The organism is Ornithinimicrobium avium, assembly GCF_003351765.1.
Lineage (GTDB): Bacteria > Actinomycetota > Actinomycetes > Actinomycetales > Dermatophilaceae > Ornithinicoccus > Ornithinicoccus avius.
Genome location: NZ_CP031229.1, coordinates 1,128,305 through 1,148,328, shown reverse-complemented (window position 1 = coordinate 1,148,328; position 20,024 = coordinate 1,128,305). Strand labels below are relative to the sequence as shown.

At 71.0% G+C, this 20,024-nt stretch carries 20 protein-coding genes; 15 read left to right on the top strand and 5 right to left on the bottom strand.

What is annotated here, in order from left to right; translation table 11 throughout:
- Positions 1 to 241: 241 nt before the first annotated feature.
- Positions 242 to 892, bottom strand: coding sequence for a hypothetical protein (locus DV701_RS18135; protein ID WP_162802820.1), 651 nt, complete (start codon positions 890 to 892; stop codon positions 242 to 244).
- A gap of 213 nt (positions 893 to 1,105) precedes the next feature.
- Here DV701_RS18135 and trpS point away from each other — a divergent pair, with 213 nt between their 5' ends.
- From trpS to DV701_RS05215, 7 genes are all read left to right on the top strand, one after another.
- Entirely contained in the window at positions 1,106 to 2,236 is a 1,131-nt protein-coding gene (gene trpS / locus DV701_RS05245; RefSeq protein WP_114927367.1) for a tryptophan--tRNA ligase, read from the top strand.
- 2 nt (positions 2,237 to 2,238) lie between these two features.
- Positions 2,239 to 3,339, top strand: a complete 1,101-nt coding sequence (locus tag DV701_RS05240; protein ID WP_114927366.1) for a glycerate kinase — start codon at positions 2,239 to 2,241, stop codon at positions 3,337 to 3,339.
- Positions 3,340 to 3,433: 94 nt separating this feature from the next.
- Entirely contained in the window at positions 3,434 to 3,787 is a 354-nt protein-coding gene (locus tag DV701_RS05235) for a HesB/IscA family protein (RefSeq protein WP_114927365.1), read from the top strand.
- Between the two features lie 112 nt (positions 3,788 to 3,899).
- Positions 3,900 to 4,580 (top strand): leucyl/phenylalanyl-tRNA--protein transferase, encoded by a 681-nt coding sequence (aat, locus tag DV701_RS05230; RefSeq protein ID WP_228255237.1) that lies wholly within the window; start codon positions 3,900 to 3,902, stop codon positions 4,578 to 4,580.
- Between the two features lie 62 nt (positions 4,581 to 4,642).
- Entirely contained in the window at positions 4,643 to 5,527 is an 885-nt protein-coding gene (gene ctaC / locus DV701_RS05225; RefSeq protein WP_202863638.1) for an aa3-type cytochrome oxidase subunit II, read from the top strand.
- Positions 5,528 to 5,544: 17 nt separating this feature from the next.
- A complete protein-coding gene (gene ctaD, locus DV701_RS05220) occupies positions 5,545 to 7,311 on the top strand; it encodes an aa3-type cytochrome oxidase subunit I (RefSeq protein WP_114927363.1) in 1,767 nt (588 codons plus the stop codon).
- A gap of 3 nt (positions 7,312 to 7,314) precedes the next feature.
- Positions 7,315 to 7,716, top strand: a complete 402-nt coding sequence (locus DV701_RS05215; RefSeq protein ID WP_114927362.1) for a cytochrome c oxidase subunit 4 — start codon at positions 7,315 to 7,317, stop codon at positions 7,714 to 7,716.
- Between the two features lie 87 nt (positions 7,717 to 7,803).
- Here the strand turns inward: DV701_RS05215 and trpD are convergent, their stop codons facing one another.
- Entirely contained in the window at positions 7,804 to 8,922 is a 1,119-nt protein-coding gene (gene trpD, locus DV701_RS05210) for an anthranilate phosphoribosyltransferase (RefSeq protein ID WP_114927361.1), read from the bottom strand.
- Positions 8,919 to 9,344, bottom strand: coding sequence for a response regulator transcription factor (locus DV701_RS05205; RefSeq protein ID WP_114927360.1), 426 nt, complete (start codon positions 9,342 to 9,344; stop codon positions 8,919 to 8,921). Before DV701_RS05205 ends, trpD begins: the two co-directional genes overlap by 4 nt.
- Before the next feature lie 125 nt (positions 9,345 to 9,469).
- On the opposite strand from DV701_RS05205, the gene ctaE reads away from it, so the two are divergent.
- The 6 genes from ctaE to DV701_RS05175 all read left to right on the top strand — a co-directional run bounded on the left by ctaE (position 9,470) and on the right by DV701_RS05175 (position 14,843).
- Positions 9,470 to 10,123, top strand: coding sequence for an aa3-type cytochrome oxidase subunit III (gene ctaE, locus DV701_RS05200; protein WP_228255236.1), 654 nt, complete (start codon positions 9,470 to 9,472; stop codon positions 10,121 to 10,123).
- A gap of 76 nt (positions 10,124 to 10,199) precedes the next feature.
- Positions 10,200 to 11,015 (top strand): cytochrome bc1 complex diheme cytochrome c subunit, encoded by an 816-nt coding sequence (qcrC, locus tag DV701_RS05195; protein WP_114927359.1) that lies wholly within the window; start codon positions 10,200 to 10,202, stop codon positions 11,013 to 11,015.
- A 1-nt stretch (position 11,016) separates the two neighbouring features.
- Positions 11,017 to 12,126 (top strand): cytochrome bc1 complex Rieske iron-sulfur subunit, encoded by a 1,110-nt coding sequence (gene qcrA, locus DV701_RS05190; protein ID WP_228255235.1) that lies wholly within the window; start codon positions 11,017 to 11,019, stop codon positions 12,124 to 12,126.
- Positions 12,126 to 13,970 (top strand): cytochrome bc1 complex cytochrome b subunit, encoded by a 1,845-nt coding sequence (gene qcrB, locus DV701_RS05185; RefSeq protein WP_114927358.1) that lies wholly within the window; start codon positions 12,126 to 12,128, stop codon positions 13,968 to 13,970. The genes qcrA and qcrB overlap by 1 nt, the downstream gene beginning before the upstream one ends.
- Before the next feature lie 157 nt (positions 13,971 to 14,127).
- Positions 14,128 to 14,469 (top strand): metallopeptidase family protein, encoded by a 342-nt coding sequence (locus DV701_RS05180; protein ID WP_114930796.1) that lies wholly within the window; start codon positions 14,128 to 14,130, stop codon positions 14,467 to 14,469.
- A gap of 92 nt (positions 14,470 to 14,561) precedes the next feature.
- The gene (locus tag DV701_RS05175) at positions 14,562 to 14,843 is read left to right on the top strand and encodes an Lrp/AsnC family transcriptional regulator (RefSeq protein ID WP_114927357.1); all 282 of its coding nucleotides are present in this window, start codon (positions 14,562 to 14,564) and stop codon (positions 14,841 to 14,843) included.
- An 84-nt stretch (positions 14,844 to 14,927) separates the two neighbouring features.
- Here DV701_RS05175 and DV701_RS05170 read toward each other — a convergent pair whose 3' ends face one another.
- Positions 14,928 to 16,682 carry a DEDD exonuclease domain-containing protein gene (locus tag DV701_RS05170; RefSeq protein ID WP_114927356.1) on the bottom strand — a complete coding sequence of 585 codons (1,755 nt, stop codon included), beginning with the start codon at positions 16,680 to 16,682 and terminating at the stop codon, positions 14,928 to 14,930.
- A gap of 120 nt (positions 16,683 to 16,802) precedes the next feature.
- On the opposite strand from DV701_RS05170, the gene DV701_RS05165 reads away from it, so the two are divergent.
- Positions 16,803 to 17,090: a hypothetical protein gene (locus DV701_RS05165; protein WP_114930794.1), complete on the top strand. Its 288-nt coding sequence runs from the start codon at positions 16,803 to 16,805 to the stop codon at positions 17,088 to 17,090.
- A 58-nt stretch (positions 17,091 to 17,148) separates the two neighbouring features.
- Here the strand turns inward: DV701_RS05165 and DV701_RS05160 are convergent, their stop codons facing one another.
- Positions 17,149 to 18,942, bottom strand: a complete 1,794-nt coding sequence (locus tag DV701_RS05160) for an AMP-dependent synthetase/ligase (RefSeq protein ID WP_324616624.1) — start codon at positions 18,940 to 18,942, stop codon at positions 17,149 to 17,151.
- A gap of 101 nt (positions 18,943 to 19,043) precedes the next feature.
- On the opposite strand from DV701_RS05160, the gene DV701_RS05155 reads away from it, so the two are divergent.
- The gene (locus DV701_RS05155) at positions 19,044 to 20,021 is read left to right on the top strand and encodes an ROK family glucokinase (protein WP_114927355.1); all 978 of its coding nucleotides are present in this window, start codon (positions 19,044 to 19,046) and stop codon (positions 20,019 to 20,021) included.
- Positions 20,022 to 20,024: the final 3 nt, after the last annotated feature.

Below are 20,024 nucleotides of genomic sequence, written 5' to 3'. Positions count from 1 at the left end.
ACTTGCGGACCAGGGACTCTTACTGCGCCGACCAGAAAGTGACTATGGGACTGCGTCCCATCAGATGAGTCGCTGTGCAAAGTCATTCGCCAATGGGAGGGGCTGCAGATGACGAGTGGTACGAGTGCAGACGCTTTGACAGACCAAACCCAACAACACAAGCGCTCATCCCAAGATCATGGGGTTAGCGCTTGCGTTGTTGGGTTTGGTCTGTTGGGTAGAAGACTCTGGCTATGGCCGACTATGCCGGGTTAGCAAAGCCGTCGCAGTTAGCGTCGGGGATCGCCGACGGAGTCTGCTGCGCCTGAGTGTCGACCACCTTCGTGCAGGTCGTTGCTTCGTACCAGCTGTACCAGACCTTGCCGACGAAATCAGAAGACGATCCGAGTCCGAAGAAGGCATACCACATCGTCGTCGACGTGCCCGCCGGAACCAGCACCTTCGAAGTGTTGCTGGCGATCGGCGAGATGCCCGGGCAGTCGGAGGTAGCGACGCCCGAAACGCAGTGTGACCCGTTCTCGCCGAACCCGAAGAAGCCGTAACCGCTTCCGGCGCTGCCGGCGGCAGGAGGCGAGGTTGGGTACGGCGTGCCGCCTCCATTGGCGGACCAGGCACCTTCGACGACGAAGATCATGTCACTGTCCGTGGTGTTGACCATTGTGATGGGCACCTGAAGGGCCTTCTTTTGCCCGGAGCACCCAAGACCATTTCCGACCGATCCGCATGCCCCACCCCAGTTGATGGAGGGCGGGGGTGGGCAACTGTTCGGGGAGCAAGCGGCATCCTGCGCCATCGCGGGTGCACCCATCGCCACGACAGGAACGCTCCACGCAGCCCCCTTGACCAGCGTGCGGCGGCTCGTCTTCAGGGCGCCGGTGTCCTGAGTGTTCATTAACTTTCCCCTTGCTTCACGGTGACTATGGAGCGCGAACGCTGGCCCCACCCTAGCGCGAACGCCATACACGTCAAGCCTGGGTGCTGGCCTGACCCGGCGCGTCGCCCTGAGAGATCCGCCACATCGTCACGCGCACCGCACGCTGGGGACCCGGCCTGCGAGAGGTGCTGCGAGTAGCATACCCTCGACCGTCCCGTAGCATCCACTGACGTGACCACGACCTCCGACGCGCCCCCGGACGACAGCTCCGACGCCCTCGCCGACTCCACGTCCGACGCCTCGCTGGCGCGCAGCATCGCGCGCTCGGCGCAGATCGGGAAGGACCTGGAGACCGACCCGGGCCAGTTCCGGATGCTGACCGGCGACCGGCCGACCGGGCACCTGCACCTGGGCCACTACTTCGGCAGCCTGCGCAACCGGGTCGCCCTGCAGGACAAGGGTGTGGAGACCTTCGTGCTCATCGCCGACTACCAGGTCATCACCGACCGGGACGGCGTGGACCACATGCGGGAGCGCGTGTTCTCGCTGCTGGCCGACTACCTGGCGCTCGGACTGGACCCGGCGCGCACCACGATCTTCACGCACAGCCAGATCCCCGCCCTCAACCAGCTCATGCTGCCCTTCCTCTCCCTGGTCACCGACAGCGAGCTGCGCCGCAACCCCACGGTCAAGGCCGAGCAGGAGGCGACGGGTGGGCGGCCGATGAGCGGGCTGATGCTCACCTACCCGGTGCACCAGGCCGCCGACATCCTCTTCTGCAAGGCCAACGTCGTCCCGGTGGGCAAGGACCAGCTGCCGCACCTGGAGCAGACCCGCGTCGTGGCCCGCCGCTTCGACGAGCGCTACGGCCGCGCCGGCGACAGGAGCGCGCCCGTCTTCCCGCAGCCCGACGCGCTCCTGTCCGAGGTCCCCAACCTGCTGGGCACCGACGGCACCAAGATGAGCAAGTCCAAGGGCAACGTCATCGAGCTGCGGATGAGCGCGGACGAGACCGCCAGGGCCATCAAGAAGGCCGTGACCGACTCCGACCGCCACATCACCTACGACCCGGCCAGCCGCCCGGAGGTCGCCAACCTCGTCCTGCTCGCCTCCCTCACCACCGGCCGCGACCCCCACACGATCGCCGAGGAGATCGGCGACGGCGGCTCCGGCGGTCTGAAGAAGCTGGTCACCGAGGCCGTCAACGAGCACCTGGCGCCGGTCCGCGCCCGCCGCGGGGAGCTCGAGGCGGACCCCGCGCACCTGCGCGCCGTGCTCGCCGAGGGCAACGGGCGCGCCGACGCGGTCGCGCAGGCCACGATCGCCGAGGTCCGCGAGGCCATGCAGATGGTCTACGCCTGAGGATGGCCGCCCCCCGCGTCGTCGTCGTCGCCGAGCGCGCCGACGGCCTGCCGCCGCACGAGGCCGCCCGCGCGGTCGCCTCCGGGTGGGCGAGACAGTCTCCGCACGTGCAGGTCGAGGCGCTCGCCTCGCACTCCGGCGGCGCCGGCTTCGCCGACGTCGTCGCCCGGACCCTGGGCGCGACGATCCAGCCCGTGGTCGTCCCGGGCCCGCTCGGGGAAGAGGTGCCTGCGGGCGTCGCGCTCGTCGAGGGACCGGGCGGCACCACCGCATACCTCGACACCGCGCAGGTGTGCGGCCGGCACCTGGTGGGCGAGGAGTCGCTGCGCGACCCGTGGGGTATGACGTCCGCCGGCGTCGGCCGTCTTCTCACGCGCGCGCGTGAGGCCGGGGCGGGGCGGATCGTCGTCGGCGTCGGCCCGCTCGCCTGCCACGACGGCGGCGTGGGGATGCTCGTTCAGCTCGGCGCGGGGGAGGACCTCGCGAACCTGCCCGCCGTGCGCGACGACTGGGCCGGGACCCGGCTCGTGCTGGCCACGACGACGGAGATGCCGCTGCTGGGCTTCAGCGGGCCGAGCGCGCTGCTGAGCGAGGAGCACGGCGTGCCGCGCGAGGTCACCCAGCGGCTCGAGACGCGCCTGGGGGAGCTGTCCGACCACGTCAACCGGGTCATGCCGCCGGCCACCGACCTGCTCACCGGGCAGCCCCTGCGGCCCGAGCGGCAGCGGGGGGCGGGCACCGGCGGCGGCGTGGGCTACGCGCTCCAGCTGCTCGGCGCCCGCACCGACACCGGGGCGCACCTGCTGCTCGACGAGCTGGGCATCCGCGAGCACCTGCCCGCCTCCCTGCTCGTGCTGGTGACCGACTCCTACGACGACGACGCGGTCTGGGAGGGCGTCGTCGTCGAGACCGCCCGCGCGGCCCTCGACACCGCCACGCCGACCGTGGTGCTGTCCCGGGAGGCGGTGCTGGGGCGCCGGGGCGGCATGGCGCTGGGCGTCAGCGGCTCCTACGCCCTGCGCCCGGACGAGCACCTGTCCGCGCTGGCCGCGCGCGTCGCCCGCACCTGGACCCCCGCGCCGCCCCCGGGTGGCGTAGTCTAAATAGTGGCAACGAGATCGCCCCAGGACCGGGAACATCCTCCACCCACGGCGACGTTGGCCCGGTAAGACTTCCCAGCAGGAGAGGACCGAACGCATGACGGACACCACCCAGAGCACCGCGACCCACGGCGTCACCCTGAGCCCGGTCGCCGCGGAGAAGGTCAAGAGCCTGCTGGCGCAGGAAGGCCGTGACGACCTGCGGCTGCGCATCGGCGTCCAGCCCGGCGGCTGCTCTGGCCTGATCTACCAGCTCTACTTCGACGAGCGCACCCTCGACGGGGACCTCGTGGCCGACTTCGACGGCGTCCAGGTCGTGGTCGACCGGATGAGCTCCCCCTACCTCGACGGGGCGAGCATCGACTTCGCCGACACGATCGAGAAGCAGGGCTTCACGATCGACAACCCCAATGCTGGCGGATCCTGCGCCTGCGGCGACTCCTTCGGCTGAGCGCGCCACGGCGCGACCGCAGAAGGCCCTGACCCCGCAGCCGCGCGCGGGGTCGGGCCTTCCTGCGTCCTGGGCGCCGGCGGAGCCGCCGCCCTCGCCCTGGCGGCTCACGGTGGAGGGCGCCGCGCCGGGGGAGGACCTCGTCGGCGTCGGCGCGGACCTCGCGCCCGGCACGATCCTGGAGGCCTACCGCTCCGGGATGTTCCCGATGGGCCTGGGCGAGCGCGGCGGTCCCCCCCTGGGCTGGTGGTCGCCGGACCCACGTGGTGTCCTGCTGCCCGGCGACCTGCACGTCAGCCGCTCGCTGCGCCGCTCCCTGCGCGGCTTCGAGATCACCTACGACACGGCCTTCGCCGACGTCCTCCTCGCCTGCGCCGACCCCACGCGCCCGGGCGCGTGGATCAGCCCGGCGGTCGCGACCGCCTACCTCGGTCTGCACGAGACCGGCTGGGCGCACTCGGTGGAGGTATGGCGGCAGGGTCGCCTCGCCGGTGGGCTCTACGGCCTCGCCCTCGGCCGGCTCTTCGCCGCCGAGTCCAAGTTCCACCACGTGACCGACGCCTCCAAGGCGGCGGTCGTCGGGCTGGTCGCGGCGATGGACGCGGACGGTCCGCACGCACGCCCGTGGCTGGTCGACGTGCAGTGGCGCACCGAGCACCTCGCCACGCTCGGGGTGCGCGAGGTGCGCCGCACGGCATACCTCGAGCTGCTCCGCACCGCGCTGACCGCGGAACCGCCGACACGGTGGCGTCGTGGCGCGGCCGATCGGGGGTCCCCACGTGGCACACTGTGACCCTGGTGGCGGTAAGGTTCACCAGGTCATGCCCGGTAGTCCGAGAAGTGTGAGGTGTCCCAGTGCAACGGCGTGAGGAGACGAGGCCCCGTCGGGCCGGCCGACGGGTGGCCCTGGCCGCCGTCGTCGGGGGGTCAGCTGTCCTGCTCACCGGCTGTGGTGAGGCCTTCCAGCGTGGCTACATGCCGCCGCCGATCACCACGTCCGCGACCGAGATCATGCACTTCTGGAACGCCATGTGGATCACCGCGCTGGCGGTCGGGGTGCTGGTCTGGGGGCTGATCCTGTGGTCGGTCTTCGCCTACCGGCGCCGCCGTGAGGACGACCTGCCGCCGCAGTTCCGCTACCACATCCCGCTCGAGATCCTCTACACCATCGTCCCGGTCCTGATGGTGGCCGCGATCTTCGGCAAGACGGTCGACGTGCAGAACACGATGTTCGAGATGGAGGACAACCCGGACGTCGTGGTCAACGTGGCCGCCAAGATGTGGAGCTGGGACTTCAACTACGTCAACGAGGACGTCTACGTGGCCGGCACCCAGGCCAGCGCCCTCAACGAGGCCAAGCCCGGGCTGCGCGAGACCCTGCCCACGATGGTGCTGCCGGTCGACAGCCGCGTGGAGTTCGTCCTGACCTCCCGCGACGTCGTTCACTCCTTCTGGGTCCCGTCCTTCCTGATGAAGATGGACGTCCTGCCCGGCCGGGTCAACAAGTTCCAGGTCACCACGACCGAGGAGGGCTCCTTCGACGGCAAGTGCGCCGAGCTCTGCGGCGCCTACCACTCGGAGATGCTCTTCAACGTCGACGTCGTCTCCCAGGACGAGTACGACGCCTTCATCGAGGACCTCCGCGCCCAGGGCCACTCCGGCCAGCTCGGGCACGACCTCGACCGCTACGAGCTCCAGCCGGACCAGAAGTCCAGGCTGCCCGAGCCGGCCGGACGCTAAGAGGAGAAAAGGGAACCATGGCGATCATCACCACGCCGAGGACGTCGCAGGAGCGGCCGCCCGTCCACGAGCGCGACTCCTTCGTGCGGCAGACGGTCACGGTCCTGACGACGACGGACCACAAGGTCATCGGCAACCTGTACTTCGCGACCACCATGGGGTGGTTCGTCATCGGCGGCATCATGGCGCTGCTGATCCGCTCCGAGCTCTTCACGCCGGGCCTGCAGATCGTCACCGACCCCGACCAGTTCAACCAGCTGTTCACGATGCACGGCACGATCATGCTGCTGATGTTCGCGACACCGTTGTTCGCGGGCTTCTCCAACGCGCTCATCCCCCTGCAGATCGGCGCGCCGGACGTCGCGTTCCCGCGGCTGAACATGCTGGCCTACTGGATGTTCACCTTCGGCAGCCTGGTGGCGGTCGGCGGCTTCCTCACCCCGGGCGGCGCCGCGTCGTTCGGCTGGTTCGCCTACCACCCGCTGGCCGGCCCGGCGCACAGCCCCGGTCTCGGCGGTGACCTGTGGGTCCTCGGCCTGGCGATCACCGGTTTCGCGACGATCTTCGGCGCGGTCAACTTCATCACCACGATCGTGTGCATGCGCGCCCCGGGCATGACGATGTTCCGGATGCCGATCTTCACCTGGAACGCCCTGGTCACCTCGATCATGGTGCTGATGGTGTTCCCGGTCCTGGCCGCGGCGTTCTTCGGGATGGCGGTCGACCGCATCTTCGGCTGGCACATCTACGACCCGACCAGCGGCGGTGCCATGCTCTGGCAGCACCTGTTCTGGTTCTTCGGCCATCCTGAGGTCTACATCATCGCGCTGCCGTTCTTCGGCATCATCACCGAGGTCATCCCGGTCTTCTCCCGCAAGCCGCTGTTCGGCTACAAGACGCTGGTCTTCGCCACCGTGGCCATCGCGGCCCTGTCGGTGACGGTGTGGGCGCACCACATGTACGCCACCGGCGCGGTCCTGCTGGAGTTCTTCGCGATCATGACGATGCTGATCGCGGTGCCCACGGGCGTGAAGTTCTTCAACTGGATCGGCACGATGTGGCGAGGCTCGGTCAAGCTGGACACGCCCATGCTCTGGGCGGTCGGCTTCCTGGTGACCTTCCTCTTCGGCGGCCTGACCGGTGTCATCCTGGCCAGCCCCGCGCTGGACTACCACGTGACCGACTCCTACTTCGTGGTGGCGCACTTCCACTACGTCGTCTTCGGCACCGTCGTCTTCGCGATGTTCTCCGGCTACTACTTCTGGTGGCCGAAGTTCACCGGGCACATGCTCGACGAGCGCCTGGGCAAGATCCACTTCTGGATGCTGTTCTTCGGCTTCCACGGCACCTTCCTCATCCAGCACTGGCTGGGTGTGGTCGGCATGCCGCGGCGCTACGCCGACTACATGCCCGACGAGGGGTTCACGCTGATGAACCAGGTCTCGACGGTGTCCTCCTTCCTCCTGGCCGCCTCGATGCTGCCGTTCTTCCTGGCGGTGTGGAAGAGCTTCCACACCCCCAAGGTCATGGTCGACGACCCGTGGGGCTGGGGCGGCTCGCTGGAGTGGGCCACCTCATGCCCGCCCCCGCGGCACAACTTCGAGTCGATCCCGCGGATCCGCTCCGAGCGTCCCGCCTTCGACCTGCACCACCCCGAGATCGGCACCCTGGAGTCGGCCGAGCCGGACAAGTCGATCTCCGAGCAGCTGCTCGGGGGTCCGGACACGGACCCGCACGGAGCTGTGGGCACCGAGACCGGTGGCACCACCGGAGAGGAGCGCTGACCCGTGCGTACCGAGACCAAGGTCTTCCTCGCCCTCGTCCCCTTCTTCCTCCTCGTCGGGGCCATCTACGCCTGGCAGACGACACCGACCGAGTGGGCCGGCTCCATCGCGCTGATCCTCACCGGCGTCATGGCCGGCTTCGTGGCGTGGTTCTTCTGGCTGTCCGGCAAGACGGTCGACGCCCGGCCCGAGGACGACCTCGACGGTGAGATCAGCGACCAGTCCGGCGACTACGGCCACTTCGCCCCCTACTCCTGGTGGCCGCTCTTCCTCGGCCTGTCCCTGACCGTCCTGGTGATGGGCATCGGCGTCGGCTGGTGGCTGTTCGTCATCGCCGCGCCGTTCGTCATCTGGTCCGTCGTGGGCTGGGCGCTGGAGTACTTCCACGGCGAGCAGGCCATCTGACGCCAGGCTCGCACGACGACGAGCCAAGGGCCCCCGGGTCGTCCCGGGGGCCTTCGTCATACCTGGTGGCAGGACGGGCGAGCCAGCTCAGGCAGAGCTGCCGGCCGACCGGACGGCGGCCTGGGTCGCGGCGACCCAGCGCTCGACGACGCGCAGGGCGCTGCCGTCGTCGATGGCCGCCTCGGCCCGGTCCATGCCGGCGCGCACCTGTACGTGCAGGTCGTCCACCGAGCTGGGGTGGCCGCCACCCTCCCCGGCCGCCAGCAGCGCCAGGGCGGTGCCGGCGTTGAGCAGGACGGCGTCACGCACGGCGCCGGTGGCGCCGGCGAACAGCTCGCGGGCGACGTCGGCGTTGTGCTCGGCGTCGCCGCCGCGCAGCGCGTCCACGGGACGCAGCCCCAGGCCGAGCCGCTCGGGGTCCAGGCTGAGCTCGACGACCGAGTCCCGAGCGCCGACCCACCACATGCGGGTGGTCGTCGCCGGGGTCACCTCGTCGAGCCCGTCGTCGCCCCGGAAGACCACGGCCCGGGTCCCGCGGGAGGCGAAGACCCCTGCCATCAACGGGGCCATGCGCGCGTCGGCCGAGCCGACCACGGCATACCTGGGCTGGGCGGGGTTGGTCAGCGGGCCGAGGAAGTTGAACGCGGTCGCGATGCCGAGGTCGCGGCGGACCACGGCGGCGTGCCGCATCGAGGGATGGAAGACGTTGGCGAAGGCGAAGGTGATGCCCACCCGGGGGGCCAGCGCGGCGACCTGGTCGGGGCGGAGGTCCAGGCGGACGCCGAGCGCCTCGAGCATGTCCGCCGACCCCGACCGGGAGGAGGAGGCCCGGTTGCCGTGCTTGACGACCACCGCGCCGGCGGCGGCCATGACCACGGCCGACATCGAGGAGATGTTGACCGTCATCGCCCGGTCCCCGCCGGTGCCGACGATGTCGATGGTCGGTCCCTCGACCTCGAAGCGGTGGGCGTGCTCGAGCATCATGCTGGCCAGGCCGGTCATCTCGTCCACGGTCTCGCCCTTGGCGCGCAACCCGGTCAGCAGGGAGGCCAGCTGCGCCGGTGTCGCCTCGCCGGACATGACCCGGTCCATGGCCCAGGCGGTCGACGCGCCGCTGAGGTCCTCACCCCGGCAGAGGGCGGTGAGCAGCTCGGGCCAGGTCTGCAGGGCGCCGTCGCCGGCCTGCCCCGCCCCGGTCCCGGTCACCGACGGGCGAGCTCGGCCACCGCTGCGGCCAGGCGTGCGGGGTCGAGCGGGCGGGGGACGGCGATGTCGGCCTGGGACCAGGTCGCCAGCCAGCCGTCCACCGGGCGTCCGGTCAGCACGATGATCGGGGGGCACTCGAAGATCTCGTTCTTCAGCTGCCGGCTGATGCCCATGCCGCCGTAGGGCTGCGCCTCGCCGTCGAGGATGAGGACGTCGAAGGCTCCGTCGCGCACCTCCATGAGGGTCATCTCGGAGGTGGCCGTCTCCAGCCAGGTCTCGACGACGACGTCGTCCGCCGGGCGGTCGCCAACCCCCAGGCGCACCGTGTCGCGGACCGTGCGGTCGTTGCTGAAGAGCAGTACCGAAATGGCCCTGGCGTCGGTCGTCGGAGGCTGCTGGGGCGCTGCGGGAGTGACGGTCATGGGGTCGATCGTAGCGAGGTCGGCACCCCGGGACGACCGAGGGGCGAGGCTCGCTGGCGGGGGGTCGCACATCCGGGCCCGACGTGGGCCATAATGTCGGGGTGGCGACGACACCTGCAGCAACGATGACCGACGCGGATCGGTTCCACGCGACGATGCATGGGCCGGCGACCCGGCCCAACATGACCGCGGTCGGGACGATGGTCTGGCTCTCCAGCGAGATCATGTTCTTCGCGGGGCTCTTCGCGATGTACTTCACCATCCGCTCCGTACGGCCCGAGCTGTGGACCGACCGCACCGCGATCCTCGACGTGCGCTTCGCGCTGATCAACACGATGATCCTGGTCATCTCCTCGCTGTGGTGCCAGTTCGGGGTGTGGAAGGCCGAGCGGGGGATCCCGCACCGGACCGGCAGCATCTTGCACATCGGCAACCCGCTGGGCCGCGAGGGCTGGGGCATGCGCGAGTGGTACGTCGTCACCTACCTCTTCGGCGCCACCTTCATCGCGGGCCAGGTCTGGGAGTACGCCACGCTCACCAGCGAGGGCGTGACGCCTACCGCCGACTCCTACGGCTCGGCGTTCTTCATCACGACCGGCTTCCACGGGCTGCACGTGATCGGCGGACTGCTCGCCTTCCTGCTCATCATCGCCCGCAGCTTCACCGCCAAGCGCTACACGCACGCCCAGGCCACGGGCGCGGTGGTGACCTCCTACTACTGGCACTTCGTCGACGTCGTGTGGATCGCGCTGTTCCTCGTGATCTACGTGCTGCAGTGATCCCTGTGGTGACGCCCGACCACGCGCCGACGACGGCGCCCACGCCCCACCCGACGACCACCGGAAGGACCGACGAGTGAGTTCCCTCGCCGCACTGCGCCGCAGCCCCATAGCGCTGCTGGTCGTGCTCCTGCTGGGCCTGACCTTCACCGGCACGGCCTACGCCGCGCTCCAGCCCAGCGCCCCCGGCGGCGCCGCCGCCGCGGCGGCCTCCGCCGACGACGTGAAGGAGGGGCACAAGCTGTTCCTGGCCAACTGCGCCACCTGTCACGGGACCAACGGCGAGGGCGTCACCGGCGCCGGCGAGGGAGAGGGTGCCTACGGGCCCTCCCTGGTCGGCGTGGGCGCCGCCGCCGTCGACTTCCAGGTCTCGACCGGCCGGATGCCGATGGCGGCCCCGGGCGTGCAGGCCCCGCAGAACCCCGGCAACGTCCTCCTCAGCGAGGAGCAGATCAGCCAGCTCTCCGCCTACGTCGCCTCCCTGGGCCCCGGCCCGGCGATCCCCGAGGTCAACCTCGAGGGGGCGGACCTCGCGGCCGGCGGTGCGGCATACCGGACCAACTGCGCGATGTGCCACAACGCCTCCGGTACCGGTGGTGCGCTGACGCGGGGCAAGTACGCCCCGACCCTGCACGGCGTCGATCCGGTGTACATGTACGAGGCGATGCTGACCGGACCGCAGTCGATGCCGGTCTTCAACGACCAGAACCTCACCCCTGAGGACAAGACCAACATCATCGCGTTCCTGAAGAACATCGAGGAGGGCGGCAACTCCTACGGCGGGGCCGGCCTCGGCTCCGTGGGGCCGGCCGGGGACGCGCTCTTCATCTGGACCCTGGGCATCGGCGCCCTGATCGCCCTGGCGGTCTGGATCGGACGGAAGGCAGCCTGACGTGAGCACGCACGACAACCTCCCGGCCGTGGTCGAGGAGCCCTCGCCGGACCGGTTCCCCAACCCCGGCATCGAGCCGCACCGGCCGCGGCGCTCGGACGTCTCCGAGGCGGCCGCGAACCGCTCCGCGATGCAGGTGGTGGCGATGTTCACCGCCTCCGCCCTGGCCTCCATCGCCTTCCTGGTCGTCTACTACGTGATCGACCCGCAGGCGAAGGCGACGATCGTCGGCCTCGGCGAGATGAGCCTCTACAACCTGCTGCTCGGCCTGACCATGGGCGTGTCGCTGCTCGGCATCGGCATGGGCGCCGTGCACTGGGCCAAGACGCTCATGCCCGACGAGGAGATCTCCGAGGAGCGGCACCCGCAGGCCTCTGACGAGGAGGACCGCGAGACCGTCGCCTGGCAGCTGTCCCACGGCTGGCGCAGCTCCCAGCTCAACCGGCGCAGCGCGCTGCTCGGCTCGGCCGGCGGGGCGCTGGGTCTCTTCGCCCTCCCGCTGGTCATCCCGGTCGTCGCCGGCCTGGGTCCGCGCCCGCGCGAGGAGCTGTTCGTCACCAACTGGGAGGCCGGCAAGCGGCTCATGATCGACCCCGCCGGTGCCCCGATCCGGGCTGCCGACGTCACCCAGGGATCGGTCTTCCACGTCATGCCCGAGGGGTACACCGGGGCCGCGGCCCACGAGCTGGACCCCGAGGTCCTGATGACCGCCAAGGCCAAGGACCCGATCATCCTGGTCAAGCTGAACCCGGCCAAGATCCGCAGCCAGAAGCAGCGGGACTGGGGCTATGACGGGATCGTGGCCTACTCCAAGGTGTGCACCCACGTCGGCTGCCCGGTGGCGCTCTACGAGCAGCAGACCCACCACCTGCTCTGCCCGTGCCACCAGTCCACCTTCGACATGACCGACGACTGCAAGGTGATCTTCGGTCCGGCCAAGCGGCCGCTGCCCCAGCTGCCGATCACCGTCGACGACGAGGGCTACCTCGTCGCCGCCGACGCCTTCCAGGAGCCGATCGGTCCGAGCTTCTTCGAGCGGGAGCGCCCGGGTCTGCTCATGGAGAACCCCGAGAAGTTGCCCTACCCGGTCGACGCGACGGAGGATGAGTGATGAGCACGCCCCGCCACCGGGTGCCGCAGGGCACCGACGGTCTGCGCGAGGAGCCCGGCACGGCCTACGGGACCGATACCCTGACCGTGTCGCCGTCCTCGCCCGACCAGGCCTCCCCGGACGCGCAGTTCCCCAAGGCCCTCGTGCCGATCGACGAGCGCACCGGCGCCGCCAAGGCGATCCGCTTCGGGCTGAGCAAGGTCTTCCCGGACCACTGGAGCTTCCTGCTCGGTGAGATCGCCATGTACTCGATGGTGATCTGCCTGATCACCGGGACCTTCCTGACGCTGTGGTTCGTGCCGAGCATGGGCCACGTGGTCTACGACGGCTCGTTCGTTCCGCTCAAGGGCATCGCGATGTCGGAGGCCTACGCCTCGACGCTGCACATCAGCTTCGAGATCAAGGGTGGTCTGCTGATCCGTCAGCTGCACCACTGGGCCGCGCTGTTCTTCATCGTCGGGATCGCCCTGCACGCCGCCCGCGTCTTCTTCACCGGCGCGTTCCGCAAGCCGCGCGAGATCAACTGGGTCATCGGCGTCGTGCTCTCGCTGCTGGCCTGCATCGAGGGCTTCGCCGGCTACTCCCTGCCGGACGACCTGCTCTCGGGCACCGGCATCCGGGCGATGAACGGCTTCATGATGTCCGCCCCGGTCATCGGCACCTGGATGACGTTCTTCGTCTTCGGCGGCGAGTTCCCCGGCGACCTGATCATCACGCGCCTCTACATCGCGCACGTGCTGCTGATCCCGGCCATCCTCGTGGGTCTGTTCGTCGCGCACCTGGCCTTCATCGTCATCCAGAAGCACACCCAGTACCCCGGCCCCGGCCGCACCAACAACAACGTGGTCGGCTTCCCGGTGATGCCGGTGTATGCCGCGAAGGCCGGCGGGTTCTTCTTCGTCGTCTTCGGCATCACCGCGCTGGTCTCGGCCCTGGTGCAGATCAACCCGGTATGGGCGTTCGGTCCCTACGACTCCTCGCAGGTGACCGCGGGCTCGCAGCCGGACTTCTACATGTGGTTCTCCGACGGCGCACTGCGGCTGCTGCCGGGCTGGCTGGAGTTCACGCTGTGGGGCACGACCTGGAGCATGAACATCTTCCTCGGCTCGCTGCTGCTGCTGCCGCTGGTGTGGACGATCATGGGCCTCTACCCGTTCATCGAGAACTGGGTCACCGGAGACCGGCGCGAGCACCACCTGCTGCAGCGTCCGCGCAACGCTCCGGTGCGCACCGCGATCGGCATGGCGGCGATCTCCATGTACGTGGTGCTGGCGCTGGCCTGCATCAACGACATCCTGGCGATCAAGCTGCACATGTCGATCAACGACCTGACGCACACCTTCCGCATCTCGTTCTTCGTGCTGCCCGTCGTCGTCTTCTTCCTCGTCAAGCGGCTGTGCCTCTCGCTGCAGCAGCACGACCGGGAGAAGGTGCTGCACGGCCACGAGACGGGCCGTGTCGTCCGTACGCCGGAGGGACGCTTCTTCGAGGTGCACGCCCCGATGGACGAGTACGAGCGCTGGCCTCTGGTGGACTACGAGACTCCCGTCCCGCTGGGTCTGAGGACGGGCCCGGACGTCGACGAGCACGGTGTGCGCCGGCCCGCCGGCCTGGCCGAGGGGCTGCGCGACAAGCTGTCGCACTTCTTCTACAAGGACGCGATCACCCCGGTCACGCCCGCCGAGCTGGCAGCCGCGCACGTGCACGCCGAGCACGAGGCGCTGGACACCCCCGAGGTGGCGGCTGCGATCACCCAGCACGGCGAGAGCGTCTCCGACGTCCCGGGGGCCGACCCCTCCGGCTACGCCGGTGACGACCCGGTCGGGGCGGGTCAGCATCGCTGACTCCCACCAGCACGACCCGCGCCCCGTCTCCCACCAGGGGGACGGGGCGCGGTCGTCGGACCCGGCTGCCCCGGCCGGGTGGCCGGACCCCGGCGGGTCGGCGCAGCCGGGCGACGACGGGCACCTGGGGCAGCACCCCGATCCGGTTCCCCTGGAGATGTCCCTGGCGGAGTTCGAGGACGCGGTCGGCGACGCGCTGGACCTGGTGCCTCAGGGCTTCATGGACCAGCTCGACAACGTGGTCTTCCTCGTCGAGGACGAGCCGCCCGCCGACGATCCGGAGCTGCTGGGCGTCTACGACGGCATCCCGCTGACCGAGCGAGACCTGCACTGGGGCGGGCACCTGCCCGACCGGATCACCATCTTCCGCGGTCCCCTGGTGCGGATGTGCGAGGACCGCGAGGAGCTGCTCGAGGAGATCGCGGTCACGGTGGTCCACGAGATCGCCCACCACTTCGGCATCGACGACGAGACGCTCCACGAGCTCGGCTGGGGCTGATGGCCGGGGGCCCGGCCCGTGGGTCGGGGGACGATCGCGGTGAGAGCTCGGGGCTGCGCCGGTCGGGACGGTGCTGACGATAGAGTGACGACGTGATTTCTGCCATCGTGTTGATCAAGGCTGACGTGGCCCGCATCCCCGAGGTCGCCCGGGAGATCGCCCAGATCGAGGGGATCCGGGAGGTCTACTCGGTCACCGGCGAGATCGATCTCGTGGCGGTGGCGAAGGTCAACCGGCACGAGGACTTCCACGACGTCATCGCCGACCGCCTCAACAAGGTGGCCGGGGTGCTGGAGACCAACACCCACATCGCCTTCCGGACCTACTCCGAGGAGGACCTCGACGCAGGCTACGACCTGGGTCTGGACGGCTGACTCCGCGGAAGCCGCAGTAGCGCCGTCGGCGGGGCCGCAGTAGCGCTGGCCGCGGGGCCGCAGCGGACGGACAGGTGGCCGGCCTCAGGGCGTGCCACCGCCCACGGCACCCACGGGGCGGTCCAGGGCACGTCCCGGCGAGGGGTCGAGGTGGTCGGTGCCCGACCACGTGCTCGCCTGCGGCTCGAGGACGGCCCTGCTCGCTCCCGCCCCGTCCACCGGGCAGGTCCAGGTGCCGTCGAGGTCGACCAGGCGGGTGCCGGGGGTCTCCAGCCAGCGCAGCACCAGCTCTGTCTCCTCGGGCAGGGTCGTCCCCGGCTCGACGACCTCGGCCGTCTGGCGGAGCGCGGCGATCACCGGGAGGGGGTCCGCACCGGCCGGGGTGACGCTCGCGCCGGCGAGCCGTCCGTGGCGCACGCAGACGATCTCCCAGCCGCCGCCGTCGCGGCGCCGGGCGGCGACGAGCTCGGAGGCCGAGGCCAGCGGGCGGATGCGCTGGGCCCTGGCCGCGGCCCGCACCAGCGCCATCATCCGGTCGCGCAGCGTGCCGGCCTCCTCGAAGCGCTCCTGCTCGGCCAGCACGTCGAGGCGGGTGCGCAGGGTGGACATGACCTGGCGCGAGCTGCCGCTCAGCGCGCTGACCGCCTGCTCGGCGACCAGGGCGTAGTCCTCGACGGACTGCTCGCCGATGCACGGGGCGCCGCACCGACCGAGGTCGAACAGGACGCAGGCCGAGCCGCGCGTGGTCCGCGCCGAGAGCCGGGTGGTGCACTGGCGCAGCGGCACCACCTCGTGCAGAGCGGTGACCGCGGCCTCGGCCGTGCGGCGGCTGGCGAACGGGCCGGCGTAGTGGGCGCCGTCCCCCCGGACCGCACGGACGACCGAGAGCCGGGGGAAGGGCTCGGCGGTCAGCTTGACCCACACCGACCGCTCCGGGTGTCGTGAGCGGCGGTTGTAGCGGGGCTTGTGCTCGGCGATGAGCCGCAGCTCGCGCACGGAGGCCTCCAGCGCGGTGGCGCACACGATCGGTGTGATCGACTCGGCCAGCCCGACCATCTCGGTCATCCGCCGCCGCGACTCCGAGGCGGTGAAGTAGCTGCGGGTGCGCCGGCGCAGGTCGGTGGCCGTGCCCACGTAGAGGGGCTCGCCACGGCCGTCCTTGAAGATGTAGACGCCGGGCGCCGAGGGCATCGCGTCGGCGAGGAAACGCTTGCGCCGCTGGGCCATGCTGACCCGCGAGGTGTAGGACTGCAGCTCCTCCAGGGTGTGCACGCCCAGGTTGCCCACCCGTGCGATGAGGCCGTGCAGCACGTCGACCGTGGCGCGGGCGTCGTGCAGGGCCCGGTGGTCCGGCGTGGTGGTGGCGCAGAACAGCCGGGCGAGGCTGGAGAGCTTGTGGTTGGGTGCTTCGTCCTTGTGGACCAGCTGCCGTGCCAGGCGCACCGTGTCGATGACCGCGAACCCGGGCCAGGCCTGTCCGGTCTCCGCCGCCGCGGCCTTGAGGAAGGACACGTCGAAGCCGGCGTTGTGCGCGACGAGCACCGACCCCCTGGCGAACTCGAGGAACTGAGGCATCACGGTCCGGATGCCTGGCGCGTCGGCGACCATCGTGTTGGTGATGCCGGTGAGCACGCTGATGAACGGGGGGATCGGCGTCGTGGGACGCACGAGGGTCTGGAACTCGCAGAGCACCTCGCCGCCGCGCACCTTCACGGCGCCGAACTCGGTGATCTGCGAGCCCGAGGGCGACCCGCCCGTGGTCTCGAGGTCGACGACGACGAAGGTGACGTCGGCCAGGGCGAGGCCCAGGTCCTCGAACGTCTCCTGCACCATCTGCATACCGACGAACGTAGACGGGGGCACCGACAGACCCCGGGAGACCCGCCGGGCGGTCGGGGTCCGCCGCGTGGGGTCTGTCGGTGCCGGTCCCTAGCGTCGTGGGTGAAGGAGGTGGACACCATGACCACGACCACCATCGACTGCGACACCTGCCCCGTCCGCGGGCGCCACTGCGGGGACTGCTTCGTCCCCGTGCTCGCCCGCCTGTGGCTGGAGGACCCGGCCCCGCGCGAGCAGGGCCGAGGAGCCGCCGCGCCGGACCAGGACGGGCCGTTCCCCGGCCTGCCGCTCGACTCCGACGAGCTGGCTGCCGTCAGCGCCTTCGTCCGCGCGGGGCTGGTGAGCCCGGAGGAGGCCGACCTGGCGCGAGCCGAGACGGCGACCTCCCACCGCGTCGCCACGGGCTAGCAGCCATTCCGGGGCACGGCGGCGCGTCGTGGACGTTCACGGCGCCGACCGTCGATGGTCAGCCGGCCGGGGCGTAGAGCGCGTCGATCACGTCCTTGAGACGCTCGTTGATCCGGCCTCGCACGAGCTTCAACGACGGCGTCAGCAGGCCGTTGTCCGTGGTGAAGTCCTCGTCCAGGATCACGAACTTGCGGACCGACTCGGCCCTGCTCACGTAGGTGTTGGCCTCGTCGATGGCGCCCTGGACCTCCGCGAGCACCTGCTCGTGGGTGCGGGCCTGCTCCGGCGTCAGGCCCTCCAGCCCGTGCGACGCCGCCCAGGCCGGCAGCATCTCCTCGTCCAGGGTGACCAGGGCGGCGACGAACGGCTGGGCGTCGCCGACCACCATGCACTGGGAGACCAGCGGGTGGGCGCGGATCCGGTCCTCCATCGGCCCCGGCGAGATGTTCTTGCCGCCGGCGGTGACGATGATCTCCTTCTTTCGGCCGGTGACCCGCAGGAACCCGTCGCGGTCCAGCTCGCCGAGGTCACCCGTGGCGAACCACCCGTCCCGCACGGCCTCGGTCGTCGCCTCCGCGTCGTCGTGGTAGGCCCGGAACAGGCCGACGCCGTTGAGCAGGATCTCGCCGTCCTCGGCCACCCGGACCGAGACACCCGGCAGTGGCCGTCCGACCGTGCCGATGCGGATCATGTCGGGGGTGTTGACGGTCGCCGGCGCGGTGGTCTCGGTCAGCCCGTAGCCCTCCAGGACGACCAGGCCGATGCCGCGGTAGAAGTGGCCCAGCCGCTCGCCCAGCGCCGCGCCGCCGGAGATCGCGTAGGCCACCTGACCGCCCATCACCGCGCGCAGCCGCGCGAAGACGAGCCGGTCGGCCGCCAGGTGCTGGGCCCGCAGCAGGACGCCAGGACCTCCGTCGTCCAGCGCCCGGCTGTAGTCGTGCGCGACCCGGGCGGCCCAGCGGAAGACCCTGCCGCGACCGCCGGCCTGCGCGGTGTGCTCGGCCGAGTTGTAGATCTTCTCGAAGACGCGCGGCACCGCGAGCAGGAAGGTGGGACGGAAGCCGGCCAGGTCGTCCAGCAGCGTCCTGGCGTCCGGGGTGTGGCCCATCCGGGCGCCGGTGTGCAGGCACACCACCTGGATGAAGCGGGCGAACACGTGGGCCAGCGGCAGGAAGAGCAGGGTCGCGCTGCCCGGCTCGAGGACGACGGCCGAGAGGCGCTCGGAGGCGTTCTCGGACAGGGCCATGAAGTTGTCGTGGGTCAGCTCGCAGCCCTTGGGCCGTCCGGTCGTGCCCGAGGTGTAGATGATCGTGGCCAGGTCCTCGCGCCGGACGGCGGCGCGCCGCTCCACGACCGTGCCCTCCTCGACGTCGGCCCCGGCGGTCACGAGCTCGTCCAGGGCCCCCGCGTCGATGCACCACAGGTCGCGCAGCTGCGGCAGCTCGTCCCGGACCGCCGCCAGCGTGGTCATCATGGTGGGGTCCTCGACGATCATCGCCACGGCGCCGGAGTCCTGGACGATCCACCGGACCTGGTCCTGGGAGCTGGTCTCGTAGACCGGCACCGGGACGGCGCCGATGCTCCACAGCGCCAGGTCCGCCAGCGTCCACTCGTAGCGGGTCCGGCTCATGATCGCCACCCGGTCCCGGACCTGGATACCGGCGGCGACGAAGCCCTTGGCCAGCGCGTCGACGTCCGTGCGCAGCCCGGCGGCGTCCACCTCCCGCCAGCTGGCGCCGTCGGCCGCCCGCAGGCTGACCAGCACACGCCCCGGCTCACGCTCGGCCCACTGCACCATGTAGTCGGAGATGCTCGAGGCGGACGGCGAGGAGATGAGCGGGGGGACGGTCACGTCCGTCAACGGGGGCCTCCTGGGACGTGCTGGGCGGCGGGCTGCTCCACGATACCCAGCAGGGTGCGGCGCAGGGGCAGCGCCACTGGTTAGGGTGGCCCATGACCTCGACCCCGTTGTCCGTCGGCGTCGACGTCGGCGGCTCGAGGATCAAGGCCGGACTGGTCGACGACCACGGCAGGGTCGTGCACGCGACCCGGCACGACACGCCCCACCGGACGACCGCGCCGAAGGACGTGGAGGACGCGGTCGTGGCGGTCGTCTCCGAGCTGGTGGCCCATCCGCAGGCCCGCGAGCGCGGCACCGCCGGCGTGGGGATCGGGGCGGCCGGGTTCGTCGCCGCCGACCGGGGGACCGTGGTCTTCGCGCCGCACCTGTCGTGGCGCGACGAACCCCTGCGGGAGAAGCTCTCCGGGCGGCTCGGGCTGCCGGTGGTCGTGGAGAACGACGCCAACGCCGCCGCCTGGGCCGAGCACCGCTTCGGGGCTGCGCGCGGGGAGAGCCACCTGGTCATGGTCACGCTCGGCACGGGCATCGGCGGCGCGATGCTCGTCGACGGGCGTCTCCAGCGCGGCCGGCACGGGCTGGCCGGCGAGTTCGGCCACATGACGGTGGTCCCCGACGGCCGCGCGTGCCCGTGCGGGCAGCGGGGCTGCTGGGAGCAGTACGCCTCCGGCACGGTGCTGCGCCGCGGCGCGCTGGAGGTCCTGGCAGCCGGGGGTCCGGACGCCGCAGCCCTGCTCGGTGCCTGCGGGGGAGACCCGGAGCAGCTGCGGGGCGAGGACGTCACGCGCCTGGCCGGCGCCGGTGACCGCGCCAGCACCGCGCTGGTGGCCGAGGTCGGGCGCTGGCTCGGCGCCGGTCTGGCCGCGGTGGTCGCCGCGCTCGACCCGGGGATGCTCGTCGTGGGCGGTGGCGGCAGCGAGGCCGGCGAGCTGCTGCTGGCACCGGCCAGGGCGGAGCTGGCGCGCCGGCTGCCCGGCCGCGGCTACCGCCCGGTGCCCCCGGTGCGGGCCGCCGAGCTGGGCGTGGGCGCCGGTCTCGTGGGCGCGGCCGACCTGGCGCGGCGCCCTCGGTAGGAG

Coding starts and splice junctions, on each gene's coding strand:
- DV701_RS18135 (WP_162802820.1), bottom strand. CDS start 892: ATGAACACTCAGGACACCGGCGCCCTGAAGACGAGCCGCCGCACGCTG.
- DV701_RS05240 (WP_114927366.1), top strand. CDS start 2,239: ATGGCCGCCCCCCGCGTCGTCGTCGTCGCCGAGCGCGCCGACGGCCTG.
- DV701_RS05235 (WP_114927365.1), top strand. CDS start 3,434: ATGACGGACACCACCCAGAGCACCGCGACCCACGGCGTCACCCTGAGC.
- ctaD (WP_114927363.1), top strand. CDS start 5,545: ATGGCGATCATCACCACGCCGAGGACGTCGCAGGAGCGGCCGCCCGTC.
- DV701_RS05205 (WP_114927360.1), bottom strand. CDS start 9,344: ATGACCGTCACTCCCGCAGCGCCCCAGCAGCCTCCGACGACCGACGCC.
- ctaE (WP_228255236.1), top strand. CDS start 9,470: ATGACCGACGCGGATCGGTTCCACGCGACGATGCATGGGCCGGCGACC.
- qcrB (WP_114927358.1), top strand. CDS start 12,126: ATGAGCACGCCCCGCCACCGGGTGCCGCAGGGCACCGACGGTCTGCGC.
- DV701_RS05180 (WP_114930796.1), top strand. CDS start 14,128: ATGTCCCTGGCGGAGTTCGAGGACGCGGTCGGCGACGCGCTGGACCTG.
- DV701_RS05170 (WP_114927356.1), bottom strand. CDS start 16,682: ATGCAGATGGTGCAGGAGACGTTCGAGGACCTGGGCCTCGCCCTGGCC.
- DV701_RS05165 (WP_114930794.1), top strand. CDS start 16,803: ATGACCACGACCACCATCGACTGCGACACCTGCCCCGTCCGCGGGCGC.
- DV701_RS05155 (WP_114927355.1), top strand. CDS start 19,044: ATGACCTCGACCCCGTTGTCCGTCGGCGTCGACGTCGGCGGCTCGAGG.